Consider the following 17,962-nt stretch of genomic DNA (forward strand, 5'->3'; position numbering starts at 1 on the left):
TTCAAATTAATCGTATTCATAAATGGATAATAATGAGCCATTTATATGTCGCAACAGTGCTGACTCAAAAAATCAAACAACTGTCGCGAATGGTATACTCGGTTATCCGCGCGATTCACCGGCAAAAGCGGCATCAGCGCATTACATATCATCACTTCATCTGCATCAGCCAAAACGTTTGGCGGTTGTGACACAACCTCTACCCGCCGGCCATGGGCGCTAAGGCAAGATATAATCTGCTGGCGCATGATGCCATCAACACCCGATAGACTGAGATCAGGTGTAAATATCACCTCTTTTCGACGCCAAAATAAATTAGCCGCACAGCATTCCACCAGCATGCCTTCAGTGTCAAGCACCAGCGCCTCATCAGCCGTTGTGCGCTCAAGATGTGCACGAATCAATACTTGTTCCAGACGATTGAGGTGCTTCACACCCGCCAGCAATGGGTTGCGCGCCAAGGGTACTGGACTGAGCGCCAATGAGACGCCTCGCTCACGCCAGCTATGATATTGAGCAGGATAATCACTGAGAGAAATAATCCGCGTAGGATGCTGACATGCCGTACCGCTATAACCTCGTCCGCCACTCCCCCGACTAATAATCACCTTCAGCACGCCCTCCTCGGTGTGGCCTCCCGCCTCAACCATTTCTTGAGTCAGTGCATTCCAGTTGACTGTCGGCATGAGTAAGCGTTCGGTCGCCTGCTGTAAACGTAATATGTGCTTATCCAGCCATACCACTCGCCCATCACAAACCCTTGCTGTCGTAAAACAGCCATCACCAAACTGCACTGAGCGGTCAGACGCGGAAATCAAATTTTGCTCTACACCATTAATCCAGAACATTCAGATTCTCTTTAAATGGGATGCGATAGTTTGTGGTCTGACAGTATCAGATTTAAACCTGTGATGTTTTCAGAACTGAGACAATTATTATTGAGGGATGTTTAGGTCATGGAGGCGAGCCTAATAAAAGACCCGGAAATCCGGGTCTTTTAAACAGCATAAGTTTAGCGACCCAGATTATACCTTACGGAAAACCAAAGAGCCGTTTGTGCCACCGAAGCCGAAGGAATTACACAGCGTGTATTCCATTTCTTTAACCTGACGGGCTTCATGAGGAACATAGTCCAAGTCACAACCTTCATCTGGGTTATCCAGATTAATGGTTGCAGGTATGGCTTGATCACGTAGCGCCAGCACAGTAAAGATAGACTCAACCGCACCTGCTGCACCTAATAAGTGCCCAGTCATGGATTTGGTGGAACTGACCATCACTTTACGGGCATCTTCACCAAATACAGACTTAACCGCCTGCGTTTCGGCTTTATCGCCAGCAGGAGTAGATGTACCGTGAGCATTGATATAACCGATTTGAGCCGTCGTCACACCTGCATCACGTAATGCATTGACCATTGCCAGCGCTGCGCCAGAACCGTCTTCCGGTGGTGAGGTCATATGATAGGCATCGCTGCTCATACCAAACCCAACCACTTCTGCATAGATTTTCGCGCCACGTTTTTTCGCATGTTCGTACTCTTCAAGTACCATCATGCCTGCACCATCACCCAGCACGAAACCATCACGGTCTTTATCCCATGGGCGGCTAGCGGCCTGTGGGTTATCGTTACGGGTGGACAATGCACGTGCTGCGCCAAAACCACCGACACCTAATGGTGTACTGGCTTTTTCAGCCCCACCCGCCACCATGACATCTGCATCATTGTAAGCAATGATACGCGCCGCGTGACCGATGTTGTGCACACCTGAAGTACATGCTGTCGCAATAGAGATACTGGGCCCACGCAGACCATACATAATGGTCAGATGGCCAGCAATCATATTCACGATAGTTGAAGGCACGAAGAAGGGACTGATTTTACGAGGGCCACCGTTCACCAGCGAGGTGTGGTTTTCCTCAATCAAACCCAAGCCACCAATACCCGAGCCAATAGCGGCCCCGATACGAGAGGCATTGGCCTCTGTGACTTCGAGCCCGGAGTCTTGCATGGCTTGCATGCCAGCGGCAACACCGTACTGTATGAAGGCATCCATTTTGCGTGCATCTTTACGCGAAATGTAATCTTCACAATTAAAATCTTTCACTAAGCCAGCAAATCGCGTTGCATAGGCACTAGTATCGAAATGGTCGATCAGGCTGATGCCACTCTGCCCGGCAAGAACAGCTTTCCATGTGGATTCGACTGTATTACCGACAGGAGACAACATGCCCAGTCCAGTCACAACAACTCGACGCTTAGACACGGTTGTCCTCCAGGGAGGGAAAATAACACTTAGGACAAAAAAAACTTAGGCGGTCGAGTGACCGCCTAACTATCTAAACTTAAAGCATGTACGCTTACTGCTGGTTAGCGTTGATAAAATCAATAGCTGCCTGAACAGTAGTGATTTTTTCTGCTTCTTCGTCTGGAATCTCAGTATCAAATTCTTCTTCCAGAGCCATTACCAGCTCAACGGTGTCCAGAGAATCCGCGCCAAGATCTTCAACGAAAGAAGCACTGTTCTTCACTTCGTCTTCTTTAACACCCAGTTGTTCAACGATGATTTTCTTAACGCGTTCTTCGATAGTGCTCATACTCTTAAATTTCCTATCAAAACTCGCTTTCGCGATGGTTTTCGTAGTTTATAAAATGTTGAAAAAGATGCAACTAAATCTCGGCTGGTCGAACCACGATTTTATGCTATTTTGCGGTTTTCACCTCAAAAAATGCAAATACTTTCGTGATTTTTAAATCATATACATGCCGCCATTGACATGTAACGTTTCACCAGAGATATAGCTGGCCTCATCAGAGGCTAAAAATGCAACAGCGCTGGCGATTTCTTTAGCTTGCCCAAGCCGGTTAGCTGGTACTTGGGCTAAAATGCCTGCGCGTTGATCATCTGTCAACGCCGTCGTCATGTCTGTCTCAATAAAGCCAGGTGCCACAACGTTGACAGTAATGCCACGTGAAGCAACCTCACGCGCCAAAGACTTGCTAAAACCGATCAGACCCGCTTTAGCTGCCGCGTAGTTAACCTGCCCCGCATTGCCCATTGTCCCCACTACAGACCCAATGGTGATGATACGCCCAAAACGCTTTTTCATCATAGCTCGCATTACCGCTTTTGACAGACGGAACACGGAAGTCAGATCAGTGTCAATAATATCTTGCCACTCTTCGTCCTTCATACGCATCAGCAGGTTATCACGCGTAATACCTGCATTATTCACTAAAATGTCAACTTCGCCAAATTCCGCACGAATCGTTGCCAAAACAGACTCGATTGATGCAGGATCCACGACATTCAGCATTAAACCTTTGCCACTCTCGCCCAAATAGGCGCTGATTGCTTCAGCGCCCTTTTCACTCGTCGCTGTACCAATAACACGGGCACCACGTTCAGCCAATAATTCTGCAATCGCACGGCCAATACCGCGGCTAGCGCCTGTTACCAGCGCAATTTTTCCTTCGAAGCTCATGTTATCCTCTATTTTAGTTTTCAAGCGCGTTCGTCAGTGTTGCCACATCGTTTACTGGTGCTGCGGCTAACGTGTCAACGATACGCTTAGTTAAGCCAGTCAAGACCTTACCTGGCCCAACTTCTAACAGCAGCTCAACGCCTTCTGCTGCAATAAATTCAACACTTTCAGTCCAACGTACCGGATTATACAGCTGACGCACCAATGCGCTACGGATAGCCTCTGGTGACACTTCAGTTTTCACGTCTACGTTATTCACGACAGGGAAAATAGGTGCCTGGAATTCAATATTTTCCAGTGCTTCTGCCAGCTTATCGGCAGCAGGTTTCATCAACGCACAGTGAGACGGTACGCTGACAGGTAAAGGTAAAGCTCGTTTTGCCCCCGCAGCTTTACACGCTGTGCCCGCACGTTCTACGGCCTCTTTATTACCTGCAATCACCACTTGGCCTGGTGAGTTAAAGTTGACTGGTGAAACAACCTGCCCTTGGGCAGACTCTTCACAGGCTTTGGCAATGGATTCATTATCCAGACCAATAATGGCGTACATCGCACCCGTACCTTCAGGTACGGCTTCTTGCATCAGTTTACCGCGTAATTCAACCAGACTGACCGCCTGTTTGAAATCCAGTACACCAGCACAAACCAACGCTGAGTATTCACCCAAGCTATGGCCAGCCATCAACGTAGGCAATTTACCACCTTGATGCTGCCAAACACGCCAGATAGCAACGGATGCTGTCAGTAAAGCTGGTTGTGTTTGCCACGTTTTATTCAGTTCTTCTGCTGGGCCTTGTTGCACTAACTGCCACAAATCGTAACCCAAGACCGATGATGCTTCACTGAAGGTTGCTTCAACTATCGGAAATTGTGCGGCCAAATCAGCCAGCATGCCAAGGGATTGAGACCCTTGGCCTGGAAATACCATTGCAAATTTCGACATTCTGCATTCCTGTTAAATCAAAAGAATCGCTATAGGCTTAAAAACGAACTAACGCAGAGCCCCAAGTGAAGCCGCCACCAAATGCTTCCAACAGCACTAACTGCCCGCGTTGAATGCGACCATCTCGTACTGCTTCATCTAGCGCTGCAGGTACCGATGCCGCAGAGGTGTTACCATGACGATCAAGCGTGACCACCACTTTATCCATCCCCATACCGAGTTTTTTAGCCGTTGCGCTAATAATACGCAGGTTGGCTTGATGCGGCACAAGCCAATCCAGCGCTGAGCGATCCAGATTATTGGCCTGCAATGTCTCATCCACTATGTGGGCAAGCTCAGTCACTGCCACTTTAAAGACTTCATTTCCTGCCATCGTCACGTAGGCAGGTTGATCTTGCTGTTGGCGATCTTGATACGGCAATGCGAGCAATTCGCCATAACGACCATCAGCATGCAGATGGGTCGAAATAATGCCCTGTTGTTCAGATGCGCCCAAGACGACAGCGCCAGCGCCATCACCAAACAGAATAATTGTGCCACGGTCTTCTGGATTCAGTGCGCGTGATAATACGTCTGAACCGATAACGATGGCATGCTTGACCGCACCACTTTTGACATACTGATCCGCAACGCTCAATGCGTAGGTGAAACCTGCACAGGCCGCAGCCAAATCGAACGAAGCGGCATCTTTGATGCCCAGCATTTGCTGTACCTGACAGGCCGAGCTTGGGAAAGCATGACTTGAGGAGGTTGTCGCGACGATGATCAGCCCGATGTCGTTTTTATCGATACCAGCCATTTCCAGCGCTTTTTCAGCTGCGTGGAAACCCATGGTCGCGACTGTTTCATCGAGCCCAGCAATACGCCGCTCACGAATACCTGTCCGAGTAACAATCCACTCGTCCGACGTATCCACCATTTTTTCTAAATCAGCATTACTGCGCACTTGTACGGGCAGATAACTCCCCGTACCGAGAATCTTAGTATACATGTACGATCAGTCACTCTTGGGTAATACCGCTTCAAGGCGCGCGGCAATCCGTTGAGGAACTTGCCGCTGCACCGCCTGCACAGCCTGTTCGATGGCAACGGCAAATGCGCGTTGATTCGCCGCACCGTGGCTCTTAATTACGATACCCCGTAATCCTAACAGACATGCACCATTATACTGGTCGGGGTTCAAATGACCGAACCGCTTTGCCACACGTTTTTGCAGCCAACGCCCAATGAGTTTAAGCCACCAGGATTGTTTACCGCTTTCGCCCGATGACTTGAGCAGTGACAAGAACATTCTTATCACACCTTCCATGGTCTTTAGAGTGACGTTACCCACGAAGCCGTCACAAACCATTACATCAGTCTTTCCAGTCAGCAAATCATTGCCTTCCAGATAGCCAATATAATTGATTGCCGGTGTATTTTTTAATACTGCGGCGGCTTCGCGGATATTATCTAGCCCCTTAGTTTCCTCTTCGCCGATATTAAGCAAAGCAACACGTGGGTTCGTTATTCCAACAACTTCTTCTGCCATCACCGATCCCATGACAGCAAATTGCACCAACATTGTACTATCACATTCAACGTTAGCGCCTAAATCTAGTACCACTGTCTTACTACGCTGTTGGTTAGGAATGACGGTCATTAACGCCGGACGCTCTATTCCGTCCAGTGGCGTAAGCATCATCTTCGCCAACCCCATCAATACCCCTGTATTCCCTGCACTAACACAAGCTTGGGCATCACCGTTTTTGACAAGCTCCAATGCGACACGCATAGAAGTCCCGCGGCTGGCACGAATGGCTTGTGAGAGTTTAGCATCGCTGGCAATAACATGCTCAGCAGGAATTACTTGTAACCTCTCCAGCAACAAAGGAGTGGCATTGACAAGTAACGGATTGAGAGTGTCGGGATTCCCGACCAGCAAGAGTTTTAGCTGTGGATTAGAGGCCAGTGCCTGCAATGAAGCAGGCACTGTGACGCAGGGACCGAAGTCCCCACCCATTGCATCTAACGCCAGGGTTAGACAAGTCAAGGTATCGCCTTGCTAAAGATTAGCAAGTACTACTTAGCCGATAACCTTGCGGCCACGGTAGAAACCGTCGGCTGTGATATGGTGACGCAGGTGAGTTTCACCGGAAGTTTTGTCCACAGACAGAGTGGCAGTGGTCAGCGCATCGTGTGAACGGCGCATGCCACGTTTGGAACGAGTTGGTTTGTTCTGTTGTACGGCCATTGACCTTACTCCTTAATTACTTTTCTTTAAACTGGCTAATACGGCAAATGGATTAGGTTTCTCCACCTCTGCAGGCAGTTTACCAAATACCATGTCCGCCTCGGACACTTCACAGTGTTCAGAATCATGTACCGGAACGACAGGCAGTGAAAGAATAATTTCGTCTTCAATCATTGCCAGCAGATCGACTTCGCCAAACTCGTCGACTTCAATCGGCTCGTACGCTTCCGGTAATGCTTCAGCCTGCTCATCATTGACGATCGGGCTAAAACAATACGTTGTATGAACATGGTGTGCAAACGTGTTATTACAGCGCTGGCACATCAATGTGACATCGACATCCGCATGACCTGTAATAACCGCCAGGCGCTGATTATCGATATTAAACGATAATGAGGCCACGACATCGCTGTCCACACTTACCACTGAATCGGCTACTCGTGTAACCTGCTCAGGCGAATAGATACCTGCGTAGTCTAAACGTTTCTGAGCGGTACGAACCGCATCAATGGTCAGGGGTAATTTTACCTTTTGCATAGGGCGCGCATATTAACTTTGTAACGACATAGAGTCAAAGAAAAAGGCCGTTTTACCGCACCTTTCACCAATATTCGCTTCCGAAGCGGCAGACAGTTTAAGATGCCTGATTAAATTTCGCCACGGTTTATGGAAAATATTATGCCGCAACTTGTTCTAGCCTCAACGTCTTCTTATCGTCGCGCCCTGCTCGAAAAACTGCAATTGCCCTTTATTAGCGCAGCACCAAAGGCCGATGAAACACCCTTGCGGGGGGAATTGGCTGATGCGCTAGTGCAGCGGTTGGCACTTGCCAAAGCCCAAGCACTGGCTGACGCTTATCCACAACATGTGATTATTGGTTCAGATCAAGTATGTGTAATTAACGGTCAAATCGTCGGAAAACCCCATAACCATGCAAATGCGCTAAAACAATTACAGCAAGCCAGTGGGCAATGTGTGACCTTTTATACTGGGTTGGCGCTGGTCAATACCGCCACAGGTCACATCAATTGTGTTTGCGAAACGTTTGATGTTTATTTTCGGACCTTAAGCGAAGCCGAAATAAATGGCTATTTAATGAGAGAGCAGCCGTGGAATTGTGCTGGTAGTTTTAAAAGTGAAGGGTTGGGTATCACATTATTTGAACGGTTGTCTGGGCGTGACCCAAATACCCTGATCGGCCTGCCGCTCATTACCCTCACCCAAATGCTAATTGAGCAAGGGATAAATCCATTACTGTAGACAAATTTTTCTAACATCATTATTTAACAATAAATGTTTAATAATGATGTTAGAACATACGTTTTTGAAAAAAATGACGAATGGCAATTTTCTCATGCGCTCACATTAAGCTGCCGATTTTTTACGCAACACCTGCAAGCAATGGCGTAACTGATTATCGAGAGGAGCCTCAATACGCATTGTTTCACCGGTATTCGGATGCTCAAAACGTAGAGCCGCAGCATGCAAGAATAAGCGATGCAGACCGGTTCCCTGCAATTGCTGATCAAACTCACGGTCACCGTAGCGATCATCAAAAGCAATTGGGTGCCCTGCATGCAACGCATGAACACGAATCTGATGAGTCCGACCTGTAATGGGACTAGCTTTAACCAGCGTCGCATGCTCGAAACGCTCTTCCACTTTGAACCGCGTTTCTGAAGGTTTACCTTCACTACTAACCTTCACCACACGCTCGCCACTTTGCATAATATTCTTCAGCAGAGGTGCTTGTACCGCTTTGCAGTGAGACTGCCACTGACCACGCACTAGCGCTAAATAGTCCTTCTGCATTCCTTTTAAACGCAACTGTTCATGCAACGAGCGCAACGCAGAGCGTTTTTTAGCGACCAACAAGACACCGGAAGTATCGCGGTCGAGGCGGTGGACTAGCTCCAGAAAACGCGCTTCAGGGCGCAATGCACGTAATGCCTCAATCACGCCGAAACTCAAACCACTGCCACCGTGTACTGCTGTGCCTGAAGGCTTATTCAGCACTAAGAGGTAATCATCCTCAAATAAAATGCAATCGGCCAGTGCCGCCACTTTATCAAGCTTCGCAGAGACTTGGACCTCTTCGCGCTCTGCAACACGCACCGGAGGAACACGCACCACGTCACCGTCAGCCAGTTTATATTCTGGCTTAATGCGGCCCTTATTCACGCGAACCTCACCTTTACGCACGATACGGTAGATCATACTTTTTGGCACACCCTTCAATTTGGTGAGCAAAAAGTTATCTATCCGCTGGCCCGCTTCATCGGCAGAAATGGTGATTAATTGTACTGCTGGATTATTCGTTTTCATGGTGCGCGATTCTAAATACACCGAGGAATTAGCGCCACCCCTTTTTATGTGCTTAACTGTCATTCTGGCTAATTAGAGATATCGTTTGCGTACATTTATTGTTTAATAAGACAACGATAGCCGCAAACACTGTGATAACAGTAAAAGAATCTTTATGTAGACAGGTAAAGTCATCTTGCTATATCAGTGTCAGCAATGGAATAATGTCACTAATTCTGCGTTGATTCTCGTTAGACCAAGAGACTTGTGGAATATAAAAATTTGCCTGATCACACAAAAACGCAGCAATGGCGTAAGACGTAATGTGAAATCAAGCAATTAGCGGGCTGCGGGTTGCAGCTTGGTCGGCAAGTGGGTAACGCTCTGTTGTCTTATATTCAGAAGCGACCCTATATATAAAAGTGCTGTTTTTCAGAGCGAAACACAGGCTTACCGAAATAATGCGCCCCTATGCAGGCGACAACCGTGAGGTTGACGGCTTTGCTAGAAGACTCGGGGTCATCGGTATACCCGACCATGAGGTTATTTTGCCCGCAGTTCTAACGCCAATGTAAAAATAACGAGTAAGTTAAGATGAAAAGAATGTTGATTAACGCAACTCAGCAAGAAGAGTTGCGTGTTGCCCTTGTAGATGGACAGCGGCTGTATGATTTGGATATTGAAAGTCCAGGCCATGAACAGAAAAAAGCGAATATTTACAAAGGTAAAATCACCCGAATCGAACCCAGTCTAGAAGCTGCTTTTGTTGATTATGGCGCTGAAAGACACGGTTTCCTTCCCCTAAAAGAAATTTCTCGCGAATATTTCCCTAGTAATTATTCCTCACATGGCCGCCCAAACATCAAAGATGTGTTGCGCGAAGGCCAAGAAGTTATTGTTCAAGTTGATAAAGAAGAGCGTGGCAATAAAGGTGCTGCACTCACCACTTTCATCAGCTTGGCTGGCAGTTATTTAGTTCTGATGCCAAACAACCCGCGTGCTGGTGGTATTTCTCGCCGCATCGAAGGTGACGACCGCACTGAATTGAAAGAAGCCCTATCCTCTCTACAACTGCCTGATGGTATGGGTCTGATTGTTCGTACTGCTGGTGTTGGTAAATCAGCTGACGCGCTGCAATGGGACTTATCATTCCGTCTAAAGCACTGGGATGCAATTAAAAAAGCTGCTGAAGGTCGCCCCGCGCCCTTCTTGATCCATCAGGAAAGTAACGTGATTGTCCGTGCTTTCCGTGATTATCTGCGTCCAGATATCGGTGAAATTCTTATCGACAACCCGAAAGTGCTCGAGTTGGCAAAAGAACATATCGCCGCATTAGGTCGCCCTGATTTCAGCAGCAAAATTAAGCTCTACAGTGGTGAGATCCCTCTGTTTAGCCATTATCAAATTGAGTCGCAGATTGAATCGGCATTCCAACGTGAAGTACGTTTGCCATCCGGCGGTTCTATTGTTATCGATACCACCGAAGCTTTGACCGCGATTGATATTAACTCCGCACGAGCAACCCGTGGCGGTGATATCGAAGAAACAGCCTTCAATACCAACCTTGAAGCCGCTGATGAAATTGCTCGTCAGTTGCGTTTACGTGACTTGGGTGGCCTGATTGTTATCGACTTTATCGATATGACTCCTGTGCGTCATCAGCGTGAAGTTGAAAACCGTTTACGCGATGCTGTTCGTCAAGACCGCGCGCGTATTCAGATTGGCCGCATTTCCCGTTTCGGTTTACTGGAAATGTCCCGCCAGCGCCTCAGCCCATCGCTGGGTGAGTCAAGCCATCACGTTTGCCCACGCTGTAGCGGCACGGGTACTGTTCGTGATAACGAATCACTGTCCCTCTCTATTCTGCGTCTGATTGAAGAAGAAGCGCTGAAAGAAAACACCCATGAAGTTCATGCCATCGTGCCGGTACAAATTGCATCGTACCTGCTAAACGAAAAGCGTGAATCCGTTAACGCCATTGAAAAACGCCAAGGTGGTGTGCGTGCAGTGATCGTACCAAACGATCAGATGCAAACCCCACACTATTCTGTTCTTCGGGTGCGTAAAGGTGAGGAAGTTCCTTCCCTGAGCTATTTGCTGCCACAACTGCATGAAGCAGAAATGGCGCAGCCGCAGGAAGAAACTACGATTGAACGTAAGCGCCCAGAACAACCTGCGCTGGCGACCTTCTCTCTGCCGACTGAAGTGCCACCGGAGTCAACGCCGACAGCCGCCGCCACTAAACCTGCTGCGGTGCCACAAGCTGCCAGCTCAGCGACTGCTGAACAACCAGGCTTCTTTAGCCGTTTGCTCACCGGACTAAAGGGTATCTTTGGTGCATCACCTGAAGCCGAAGTTAAACCGGTTGAAGTTGAGAAGACCGAAGCAAGTGATAACCGTCGTAATGATCGCCGCAATCCACGTCGCCAAAACAATGGGCGTAAAGATCGTGGGGACCGCACACCACGTGAAGGTCGTGATAACGGCAACCGAGACAGCAATTCTCGCGACAATAACTCTCGCGATAACAGTTCTCGTGACCACAATGCCCGCGATAATAGTTCTCGTGACAGCAGCTCTCGTGACAACAACAGCCGTGACAATAGCAATCGCGAAGGTCGTGATGATCAGCGTCGTAATAACCGTCGCCCGGCTCAACAGGCAACGACATCGCAAGCATCAAATGACATCGTTGACAGCAATATCGAGCAACGTGACGATCAGCCGCAGCGTCGCGGTGACCGCCAGCGCCGTCGTCAGGATGACAAGCGTCAAGCTCAACAGGATGTCAAAGCTAATGTTTCTGCTGTCAATGTCGATGAAGCACAACCTGAGCAAGAAGAACGTCAGCAGGTCATGCAACGTCGTCAGCGTCGCCAGTTGAATCAGAAAGTTCGTATTCAATCTGCAAACGATGAGCTGAATAGTCAGGAAAATGCCTTACAGGTTGCCCCTGTTAGCACTCCTGTGGCTAATTTGCCTGTACCTGCTGCGCAGGAAGAAGTGAAGTTACTACCTCAAGTGAGTGTTGCTGCAGATGATGACGTAGCTAATGACCGTAATGGTAACAACGAAAATGGAATGCCACGTCGTTCCCGCCGCTCACCTCGTCACTTGCGTGTTAGTGGTCAGCGTCGTCGCCGTTATCGTGATGAGCGTTATCCAACACAATCTGCAATGCCTCTGGCTGGCGCTTTCGCTTCACCAGAAATGGCATCAGGTAAGGTGTGGGTACGTTATCCTGTCGCTCAGCCATTTGAACAAGCCGCCTTTGTAGAAAATCCGGTTGAAGAGCAGTTGCCAATCGCAATAGCTGCAACTGCGGTAGACGCTGCGACAGCAGACGTTGCAGCAGCAGACGTTGCAGCAGCAGAAGTTGTATCGGTAGAAGTTGCAGCGGTAGAAACAGCGGTAGTTGAAGCAGCCAAGGTCGAGGAAGAAGCGCCCCATGCTGAAACTGCGGTAAATGTCCCTACTGCAATCATAGCAGCGCCAATCGTTGAGGCAGTAACCACTGCAACTCCTGCTCCGCAGCATAGACAAGGTGGTTCTGCATCTTCAGCCGCAGCCGTTCCAGGCCGTGCACCGATTGTTGCCCCAGCAAGCATCGCTGAGCCGGTCGTAGAAACTGAAGCTATTGCAGCAGTTGAAGCTATCGAGGTGAATGAAACAGCGCCTGTTATTGAGGATGCTATCGCAGCAGAAGCCGTTATCGAAAACACCATCGTGCCAGATGCAGCAGTTGAAGAAAACCAACCGGAAAGCGTTGAGATTGTTGAAGCAACCTCTGTTGAAGTAACGGCTGCGGAAGCACCCGTTACCGAAGTGGCAGTTGAGGAAACGGTTGCCGATGAACCGGTTGTCGCTGAGTCAGTTATCAACGAAGAGCAGGTCGAAGAGCCTATCGAGGTTGAAGCTGATGTTACTGCTGAACAAATGGTAACTGAAGCGACTAATAGCACTGAACCTGTCGTGACTGCGGCTCCACAGCCAGTTATTGCTCATCCTGAGGGCGTACTATTCAAACATTATGCGTCAGCACCGATGACCAAAGCACCAGCACCTGATTATGCGCCAGAAGCGCAAACCAAAGGTTCTTGGGAACGTCCGGCCTTTGATTTCTCAGGAAAAGGATCTGCAGGTGGCCACGCGGCTGTGACTCAAGCAACAGCGCCAGCGACAAAACCGCAATCAGTCGAATAAATGCAATCGCATTAATCACTAGCATTAAAAAAACCCGCTTCGGCGGGTTTTTCTTGGGCGCGAATATCAGCTATCAGGCTATCTGTTTTACTTTCTTTATTTCAATACTTTCCAGCTTACCTTCTATCGATTTAACGAAGTCGCCGAAATGTTGAGTTTTATTATGTTTGTCTAATGCTTCATCAGACTCCCAACGCTCAAAGAAGACAAAAGAACCTTGTTGACCAGATTCAGCATGGAGATCATATTGCAGATTCCCCTGTTCCTCACGACTTGGTTCTATCACCTGAAGAACAGCCTCTTTGACTTCATTCACAAACTCAGGTTTAGCCACTAAGCTGGCAATGACACGGACTTCCATCGTATTTCTCCCATACAGTACATTCAATTCGTGTATTTTGCGGCTAATCAACCGCTCATTTTTGGGGTGTTTCTATCCATAGCCCGTCTATAAGATGCCCTTTTTGCATTATTTTCAACTCACCCTAAGCAAAGTTTTCAACTTACCCCTAACAATCAGATGCATCTTGTGCACTTTCCGCTTATTCTTACACCCCGCCGGAAACAGCACAAAAAACCGAAATCTCATCATGACTGCGGAGCCCGTTGAATGACTGCACAACCTCAAACCCTGAAAATTCGCCGCCCAGATGACTGGCATATTCACTTACGTGATGACGAAATGCTCAGTACCGTGCTGCCTTATACCTCCGAGGTGTTTGCCAGAGCGATTGTCATGCCGAATCTGGCCCCCCCTATTACTACCGTGGCCAGTGCTATTGCGTATCGGGATCGTATTCTGGCAGCCGTGCCAGCAGGGCATAAATTTACGCCGTTGATGACCTGTTACCTCACTGACTCACTTGATATCAATGAGCTGACCGCTGGCTATGAGCAAGGTGTGTTTACCGCAGCGAAACTGTATCCGGCTAATGCCACCACAAACTCGAATCATGGTGTATCTGATATCCCGGCGATATATCCCTTATTTGAGCAAATGCAAAAAATAGGCATGCCGCTGCTTATTCACGGCGAAGTCACCGATGCTGCAGTGGATATCTTTGATCGCGAAGCGCGTTTTATTGATCAAGTGATGGAACCGATACGCCGTCATTTCCCCGAGTTAAAAATTGTCTTTGAGCATATTACGACCAAAGATGCCGCCGACTATGTGCTGGCAGGCAATCGTTTCCTTGGTGCGACCATCACTCCACAGCATCTGATGTTTAACCGTAACCACATGCTGGTTGGCGGGATTCGTCCTCACCTGTTCTGTCTGCCAATACTGAAACGTAGTACTCATCAGGAAGCACTGCGCCAAGTTGTCGCCAGTGGCTCTGATAGATTCTTCCTAGGCACTGACTCTGCACCTCATGCCAAACACCGCAAAGAGTCATCCTGTGGCTGTGCTGGTGTGTTCAACGCACCATCAGCACTGCCTGCTTATGCGACTGTGTTTGAGGAACTAAATGCGCTACAACATTTAGAGGCATTCTGCTCATTAAATGGCCCGCGTTTCTATGGCCTGCCAGTAAACGAGGATTATGTTGAGTTGGTACGCACCCCATTCCAACAACCAGAAGAGATCTCGTTAGGGAATGAATCTATCGTTCCTTATCTCGCAGGTCAGACGATCAACTGGTCAGTTAAAAGCTGAGGCCCATTAACGGGCTTTCTACTGCCTTGAAGATTTTTGGATCAGTCACTTGCAACTCGAATATTCATACTGTATAAATAACCAGTATGAATATTCGGAGGGCCATATATGCGTGTTGAAGTGAGCATTGATAAGAAAAATCAGTTACCCGCAGGTGCTATCGAAGCGCTAACCAATGAATTAAGCAAACAACTGGAAACGAAATTCCCAGACACAACGACAACTGTGCAAGTCCGCTATGCCAGTGCAAATAATCTTTCTGTGTTAGGTGGGGCTAAAACTGACAAAGATCTGATCTCTGAAATATTACAAGAAATATGGGAAAGCGCTGACGACTGGTTTGACGCAAACTAACCCACAAGAATGCTGTTTTTTGCCGGGGAGTCGCTCCTCGGCTTTTTTATACTCATTTCTCTGCCATATATTTATTTCATTTCGTCTCCCACCCTCTCGCTTAATTAATCATCATAAAAAAAATAATTTGTAAAGATTCGTGGATAATCACCAAATTGATTAGCTGTTGCGTATACTAAAAAAGCTCACTTGATAATGAGCCGCATTGATCCTCGTTAGTCACTCCAGTCAGTAACTACTATATAAGGGGTCTTTATGGACAGAAATGATGAAGTTATTCAGACTCACCCGCTTGTAGGTTGGGATATCAGCACGGTAGATGCATACGACGCGATGATGATACGTCTTCATTACCTGTCTTCTATGGATCAACTGCCAGAAAATGCACTTGTTGATAGAACGCTTTGGTTGACCACTGATGTTGCTCGCCAATTAATCAATATTTTAGAAGCAGGCATCGCTAAAATTGAGTCATCAGAATATCAAGTTCTTGATCACCGTAAGCATTAATTTTTGTCCATTCGCTTATTTTTCAATACTCGCAAAAACAGGCACCAGTGAATATCACTTGGTGCCTTTTTATTAATCACTTCCATCGCTATAGCGTTCACATCTCTTTTTCTCCTCTCACTCCCGTGCTATTACTATCGTCCTAATTTTTAATGTTTCTGTCGCCCTGTTAAATGCATAGTGCAGACAATGGCCACGATAATGACGCGTAACCGTGACAAAATAGATTGAATGAGACAGAAGCGAAATTCTTAAGGGTACAGAATATGGATTATGATTTGATTGTCATTGGTAGTGGCTCGGTGGGCTCTGCCGCAGGTTATTACGCGACACAGGCCGGCTTAAAAGTACTGATGATTGACAGTGCAATGCCCCCTCACCAAGCCGGTAGCCACCACGGAGACACACGAATCATTCGCCATGCGTATGGTGAAGGCGAGAAATATGTCCCTTTAGTCTTACGTGCACAGGCGCTTTGGAATCAACTATCAGCTCAAACCGGCGAGTCGTTATTTCAGGCTTGCGGCGTGCTTAATTTGGGGCCTGATAACTCCACTTTCCTGCAAAATGCGCAGCTCAGCGCGCGGCAGTATAATTTGCCCGTCGAGTTGTTAACGGCAGAACAGGTCCGTCAAAAATGGCCGGTATTTACCATACCCGATAATTACGTCGGCGTATTTGAGCCACAAGCAGGTTTCCTACGCTCTGAGCTTGCGATAAAAACACTGATTAAGGCCGTCACTGAGGCAGGTTGTGGCATTTTATTCAATTGCCCTGTTACCGCGATTGACCCGACAAATGAAGGGATTGATGTGGTGACCATTGATGGCACTTATAGCGCCAAAAAGGTTGTCGTCACTGCCGGAACTTGGGTCAAAGAGCTGCTACCAACATTACCGGTGACAACAATACGCAAAGTCTTTTCTTGGCATCATGCTGATGGTCGCTACAGCGAGGGGAATCATTTCCCAGCATTTACTGTCGAAACACCAGATAACATTCATTACTATGGTTTCCCCTCACATAATGATGAACTAAAACTCGGTAAGCATAACGGAGGACAGCCTATCGAATCTGCCGCACAGCGTAAACCTTTTGGCCGCTATGCCGAAGATGGCACGGAAGTTTTTGATTTTTTGCGCAGTTACTTACCCGGTGTAGGCGTATGTCTACATGGTGCAGCGTGCAGTTATGACATGAGCCCAGATGAAGACTTCATTATTGATACACTGCCTGATAATAAAGATATCTTGGTCGTAACGGGGCTAAGCGGCCACGGGTTTAAATTTGCGACTGCATTGGGTGAAGTTGCCGCTCTCTTCGCGCAAAACAAACAGTCGCCGATTGATATTTCTGCTTTTTCTCTTTCTCGATTTGAGAAAAATTAGCTTCGCAGACACGTATTTATCGGGCTTTTTTAGTTGCGATCAATTAAGTAATAAATTGATCGCAAAGTTATATTTATATAGGTAATAACTCATTTTTTGATATAAAATATCACCACATCAATGATAGGTGAAATATTAATTCGTCATTTCCGTCAAAATCAATCGATATTATCGAGTTGACGTTTTAGGTCACAGAGGATTACCTTATCCTTGTATGCAGCCAGGTACGGATGCAGTTAGACAAGGATTATGTCACATGAGAATATTAATTATTGATGAATGCTTTTATACCCGATACGGTGTAAATACTTATTTTAATAGCACTGCATCGCTTAACTTAATGGATCTACCTACGGTTGAGAAAGCAACGTTATCCATCCAAGACTTCGCTCCAGATATAATATTTGTCAACCTCACTAAATATTGTCGGTTCGGTGGGCACTGCCCGTTACTCGAGCAATTTTTAGCTTGTTGCGGTCATGCTAAAATTTATATTTATCTGGATGCTTCTTATCCATTCAGTGAAACGCCGATTGCGCTGACGAATTCAGTTTCAATTCTAGCAAAAAGACATTTGCCGGAGTTGCTACAAAAAATATCTGATATTTCAAATGATATCAGCCAACCTCATATATCCTATCCAAGCTCATTGTTCAGTCCACAAGAGCATAAAGTGATGTGTTACTGGATGATGGAAATGCCAAACTATCGTATCGCTCGTAAATTGAACATCAGTGATAGTACGGTATATTCACATAAGCGGCATATTACGGAAAAAATAAAAGTCAGAAACAGATTAGAATTATGTTTTATTTATAATGTTTTTAAATACCTATATTGAAACTCTCTATTAATTTAACCGGTAGAACATCTAGTACACATCA

18 protein-coding genes are annotated in these 17,962 nt (G+C 47.1%); 7 read left to right on the top strand and 11 right to left on the bottom strand.

Annotated features, from left to right (window positions below; all coding sequences use genetic code 11):
- Window positions 1–41: 41 nt before the first annotated feature.
- From pabC to yceD, 9 genes are all read right to left on the bottom strand, one after another.
- Window positions 42–848: an aminodeoxychorismate lyase gene (gene pabC / locus DA391_RS13510; protein ID WP_050081640.1), complete on the bottom strand. Its 807-nt coding sequence runs from the start codon at window positions 846–848 to the stop codon at window positions 42–44.
- A gap of 177 nt (window positions 849–1,025) precedes the next feature.
- The gene (gene fabF / locus DA391_RS13515; protein ID WP_072084727.1) at window positions 1,026–2,267 is read right to left on the bottom strand and encodes a beta-ketoacyl-ACP synthase II; all 1,242 of its coding nucleotides are present in this window, start codon (window positions 2,265–2,267) and stop codon (window positions 1,026–1,028) included.
- Window positions 2,268–2,361: 94 nt separating this feature from the next.
- The gene (acpP, locus tag DA391_RS13520; protein WP_002220787.1) at window positions 2,362–2,598 is read right to left on the bottom strand and encodes an acyl carrier protein; all 237 of its coding nucleotides are present in this window, start codon (window positions 2,596–2,598) and stop codon (window positions 2,362–2,364) included.
- Between the two features lie 153 nt (window positions 2,599–2,751).
- The gene (fabG, locus tag DA391_RS13525; RefSeq protein WP_050081644.1) at window positions 2,752–3,486 is read right to left on the bottom strand and encodes a 3-oxoacyl-ACP reductase FabG; all 735 of its coding nucleotides are present in this window, start codon (window positions 3,484–3,486) and stop codon (window positions 2,752–2,754) included.
- A 13-nt stretch (window positions 3,487–3,499) separates the two neighbouring features.
- Window positions 3,500–4,429, bottom strand: a complete 930-nt coding sequence (gene fabD, locus DA391_RS13530) for an ACP S-malonyltransferase (protein ID WP_057649966.1) — start codon at window positions 4,427–4,429, stop codon at window positions 3,500–3,502.
- Window positions 4,430–4,466: 37 nt separating this feature from the next.
- Entirely contained in the window at window positions 4,467–5,420 is a 954-nt protein-coding gene (locus tag DA391_RS13535) for a beta-ketoacyl-ACP synthase III (RefSeq protein ID WP_050081648.1), read from the bottom strand.
- A gap of 6 nt (window positions 5,421–5,426) precedes the next feature.
- Window positions 5,427–6,461, bottom strand: a complete 1,035-nt coding sequence (gene plsX, locus DA391_RS13540) for a phosphate acyltransferase PlsX (protein ID WP_072084728.1) — start codon at window positions 6,459–6,461, stop codon at window positions 5,427–5,429.
- A gap of 33 nt (window positions 6,462–6,494) precedes the next feature.
- A complete protein-coding gene (gene rpmF, locus DA391_RS13545; RefSeq protein ID WP_002210931.1) occupies window positions 6,495–6,662 on the bottom strand; it encodes a 50S ribosomal protein L32 in 168 nt (55 codons plus the stop codon).
- A gap of 12 nt (window positions 6,663–6,674) precedes the next feature.
- Entirely contained in the window at window positions 6,675–7,199 is a 525-nt protein-coding gene (gene yceD / locus DA391_RS13550; protein ID WP_005273034.1) for a 23S rRNA accumulation protein YceD, read from the bottom strand.
- Window positions 7,200–7,340: 141 nt separating this feature from the next.
- Between yceD and DA391_RS13555 the strand changes: the two genes are divergently transcribed.
- Window positions 7,341–7,922, top strand: a complete 582-nt coding sequence (locus DA391_RS13555) for a Maf family protein (RefSeq protein ID WP_050081652.1) — start codon at window positions 7,341–7,343, stop codon at window positions 7,920–7,922.
- 105 nt (window positions 7,923–8,027) lie between these two features.
- On the opposite strand, the gene rluC is transcribed toward DA391_RS13555, so the two are convergent.
- Window positions 8,028–8,987: a 23S rRNA pseudouridine(955/2504/2580) synthase RluC gene (rluC, locus tag DA391_RS13560; protein WP_050081852.1), complete on the bottom strand. Its 960-nt coding sequence runs from the start codon at window positions 8,985–8,987 to the stop codon at window positions 8,028–8,030.
- Between the two features lie 573 nt (window positions 8,988–9,560).
- Here rluC and rne point away from each other — a divergent pair.
- Window positions 9,561–13,169 carry a ribonuclease E gene (gene rne / locus DA391_RS13570; protein WP_108087849.1) on the top strand — a complete coding sequence of 1,203 codons (3,609 nt, stop codon included), beginning with the start codon at window positions 9,561–9,563 and terminating at the stop codon, window positions 13,167–13,169.
- A 73-nt stretch (window positions 13,170–13,242) separates the two neighbouring features.
- Here rne and DA391_RS13575 read toward each other — a convergent pair whose 3' ends face one another.
- Complete coding sequence (locus DA391_RS13575) at window positions 13,243–13,530, bottom strand: putative quinol monooxygenase (protein WP_050081656.1); 288 nt, start codon at window positions 13,528–13,530, stop codon at window positions 13,243–13,245.
- A 249-nt stretch (window positions 13,531–13,779) separates the two neighbouring features.
- Between DA391_RS13575 and pyrC the strand changes: the two genes are divergently transcribed.
- The 5 genes from pyrC to DA391_RS13600 all read left to right on the top strand — a co-directional run bounded on the left by pyrC (window position 13,780) and on the right by DA391_RS13600 (window position 17,919).
- The gene (gene pyrC / locus DA391_RS13580) at window positions 13,780–14,826 is read left to right on the top strand and encodes a dihydroorotase (protein ID WP_050286022.1); all 1,047 of its coding nucleotides are present in this window, start codon (window positions 13,780–13,782) and stop codon (window positions 14,824–14,826) included.
- Between the two features lie 108 nt (window positions 14,827–14,934).
- On the top strand, window positions 14,935–15,180 hold the full coding sequence (gene dinI / locus DA391_RS13585) for a DNA damage-inducible protein I (RefSeq protein WP_050081660.1): 246 nt from the start codon (window positions 14,935–14,937) through the stop codon (window positions 15,178–15,180).
- Between the two features lie 255 nt (window positions 15,181–15,435).
- On the top strand, window positions 15,436–15,690 hold the full coding sequence (gene bssS / locus DA391_RS13590) for a biofilm formation regulator BssS (protein ID WP_019209598.1): 255 nt from the start codon (window positions 15,436–15,438) through the stop codon (window positions 15,688–15,690).
- Window positions 15,691–15,956: 266 nt separating this feature from the next.
- A complete protein-coding gene (solA, locus tag DA391_RS13595) occupies window positions 15,957–17,078 on the top strand; it encodes an N-methyl-L-tryptophan oxidase (protein WP_050286023.1) in 1,122 nt (373 codons plus the stop codon).
- A gap of 256 nt (window positions 17,079–17,334) precedes the next feature.
- Window positions 17,335–17,919: a LuxR C-terminal-related transcriptional regulator gene (locus tag DA391_RS13600; RefSeq protein ID WP_050081663.1), complete on the top strand. Its 585-nt coding sequence runs from the start codon at window positions 17,335–17,337 to the stop codon at window positions 17,917–17,919.
- The last annotated feature ends 43 nt before the right edge of the window (window positions 17,920–17,962 follow it).

Origin of the sequence: Yersinia massiliensis (assembly GCF_003048255.1) — a bacterium.
In the GTDB taxonomy this organism is placed as follows: Bacteria; Pseudomonadota; Gammaproteobacteria; order Enterobacterales; family Enterobacteriaceae; genus Yersinia; species Yersinia massiliensis_A.

Excerpts from the sequence above, each read along its gene's own strand:
- pabC (WP_050081640.1), bottom strand. The coding sequence starts at position 848 with ATGTTCTGGATTAATGGTGTAGAGCAAAATTTGATTTCCGCGTCTGAC.
- acpP (WP_002220787.1), bottom strand. The coding sequence starts at position 2,598 with ATGAGCACTATCGAAGAACGCGTTAAGAAAATCATCGTTGAACAACTG.
- fabG (WP_050081644.1), bottom strand. The coding sequence starts at position 3,486 with ATGAGCTTCGAAGGAAAAATTGCGCTGGTAACAGGCGCTAGCCGCGGT.
- fabD (WP_057649966.1), bottom strand. The coding sequence starts at position 4,429 with ATGTCGAAATTTGCAATGGTATTTCCAGGCCAAGGGTCTCAATCCCTT.
- DA391_RS13535 (WP_050081648.1), bottom strand. The coding sequence starts at position 5,420 with ATGTATACTAAGATTCTCGGTACGGGGAGTTATCTGCCCGTACAAGTG.
- rpmF (WP_002210931.1), bottom strand. The coding sequence starts at position 6,662 with ATGGCCGTACAACAGAACAAACCAACTCGTTCCAAACGTGGCATGCGC.
- yceD (WP_005273034.1), bottom strand. The coding sequence starts at position 7,199 with ATGCAAAAGGTAAAATTACCCCTGACCATTGATGCGGTTCGTACCGCT.
- DA391_RS13555 (WP_050081652.1), top strand. The coding sequence starts at position 7,341 with ATGCCGCAACTTGTTCTAGCCTCAACGTCTTCTTATCGTCGCGCCCTG.
- rluC (WP_050081852.1), bottom strand. The coding sequence starts at position 8,987 with ATGAAAACGAATAATCCAGCAGTACAATTAATCACCATTTCTGCCGAT.
- rne (WP_108087849.1), top strand. The coding sequence starts at position 9,561 with ATGAAAAGAATGTTGATTAACGCAACTCAGCAAGAAGAGTTGCGTGTT.
- DA391_RS13575 (WP_050081656.1), bottom strand. The coding sequence starts at position 13,530 with ATGGAAGTCCGTGTCATTGCCAGCTTAGTGGCTAAACCTGAGTTTGTG.
- pyrC (WP_050286022.1), top strand. The coding sequence starts at position 13,780 with ATGACTGCACAACCTCAAACCCTGAAAATTCGCCGCCCAGATGACTGG.
- dinI (WP_050081660.1), top strand. The coding sequence starts at position 14,935 with ATGCGTGTTGAAGTGAGCATTGATAAGAAAAATCAGTTACCCGCAGGT.
- bssS (WP_019209598.1), top strand. The coding sequence starts at position 15,436 with ATGGACAGAAATGATGAAGTTATTCAGACTCACCCGCTTGTAGGTTGG.
- solA (WP_050286023.1), top strand. The coding sequence starts at position 15,957 with ATGGATTATGATTTGATTGTCATTGGTAGTGGCTCGGTGGGCTCTGCC.
- DA391_RS13600 (WP_050081663.1), top strand. The coding sequence starts at position 17,335 with ATGAGAATATTAATTATTGATGAATGCTTTTATACCCGATACGGTGTA.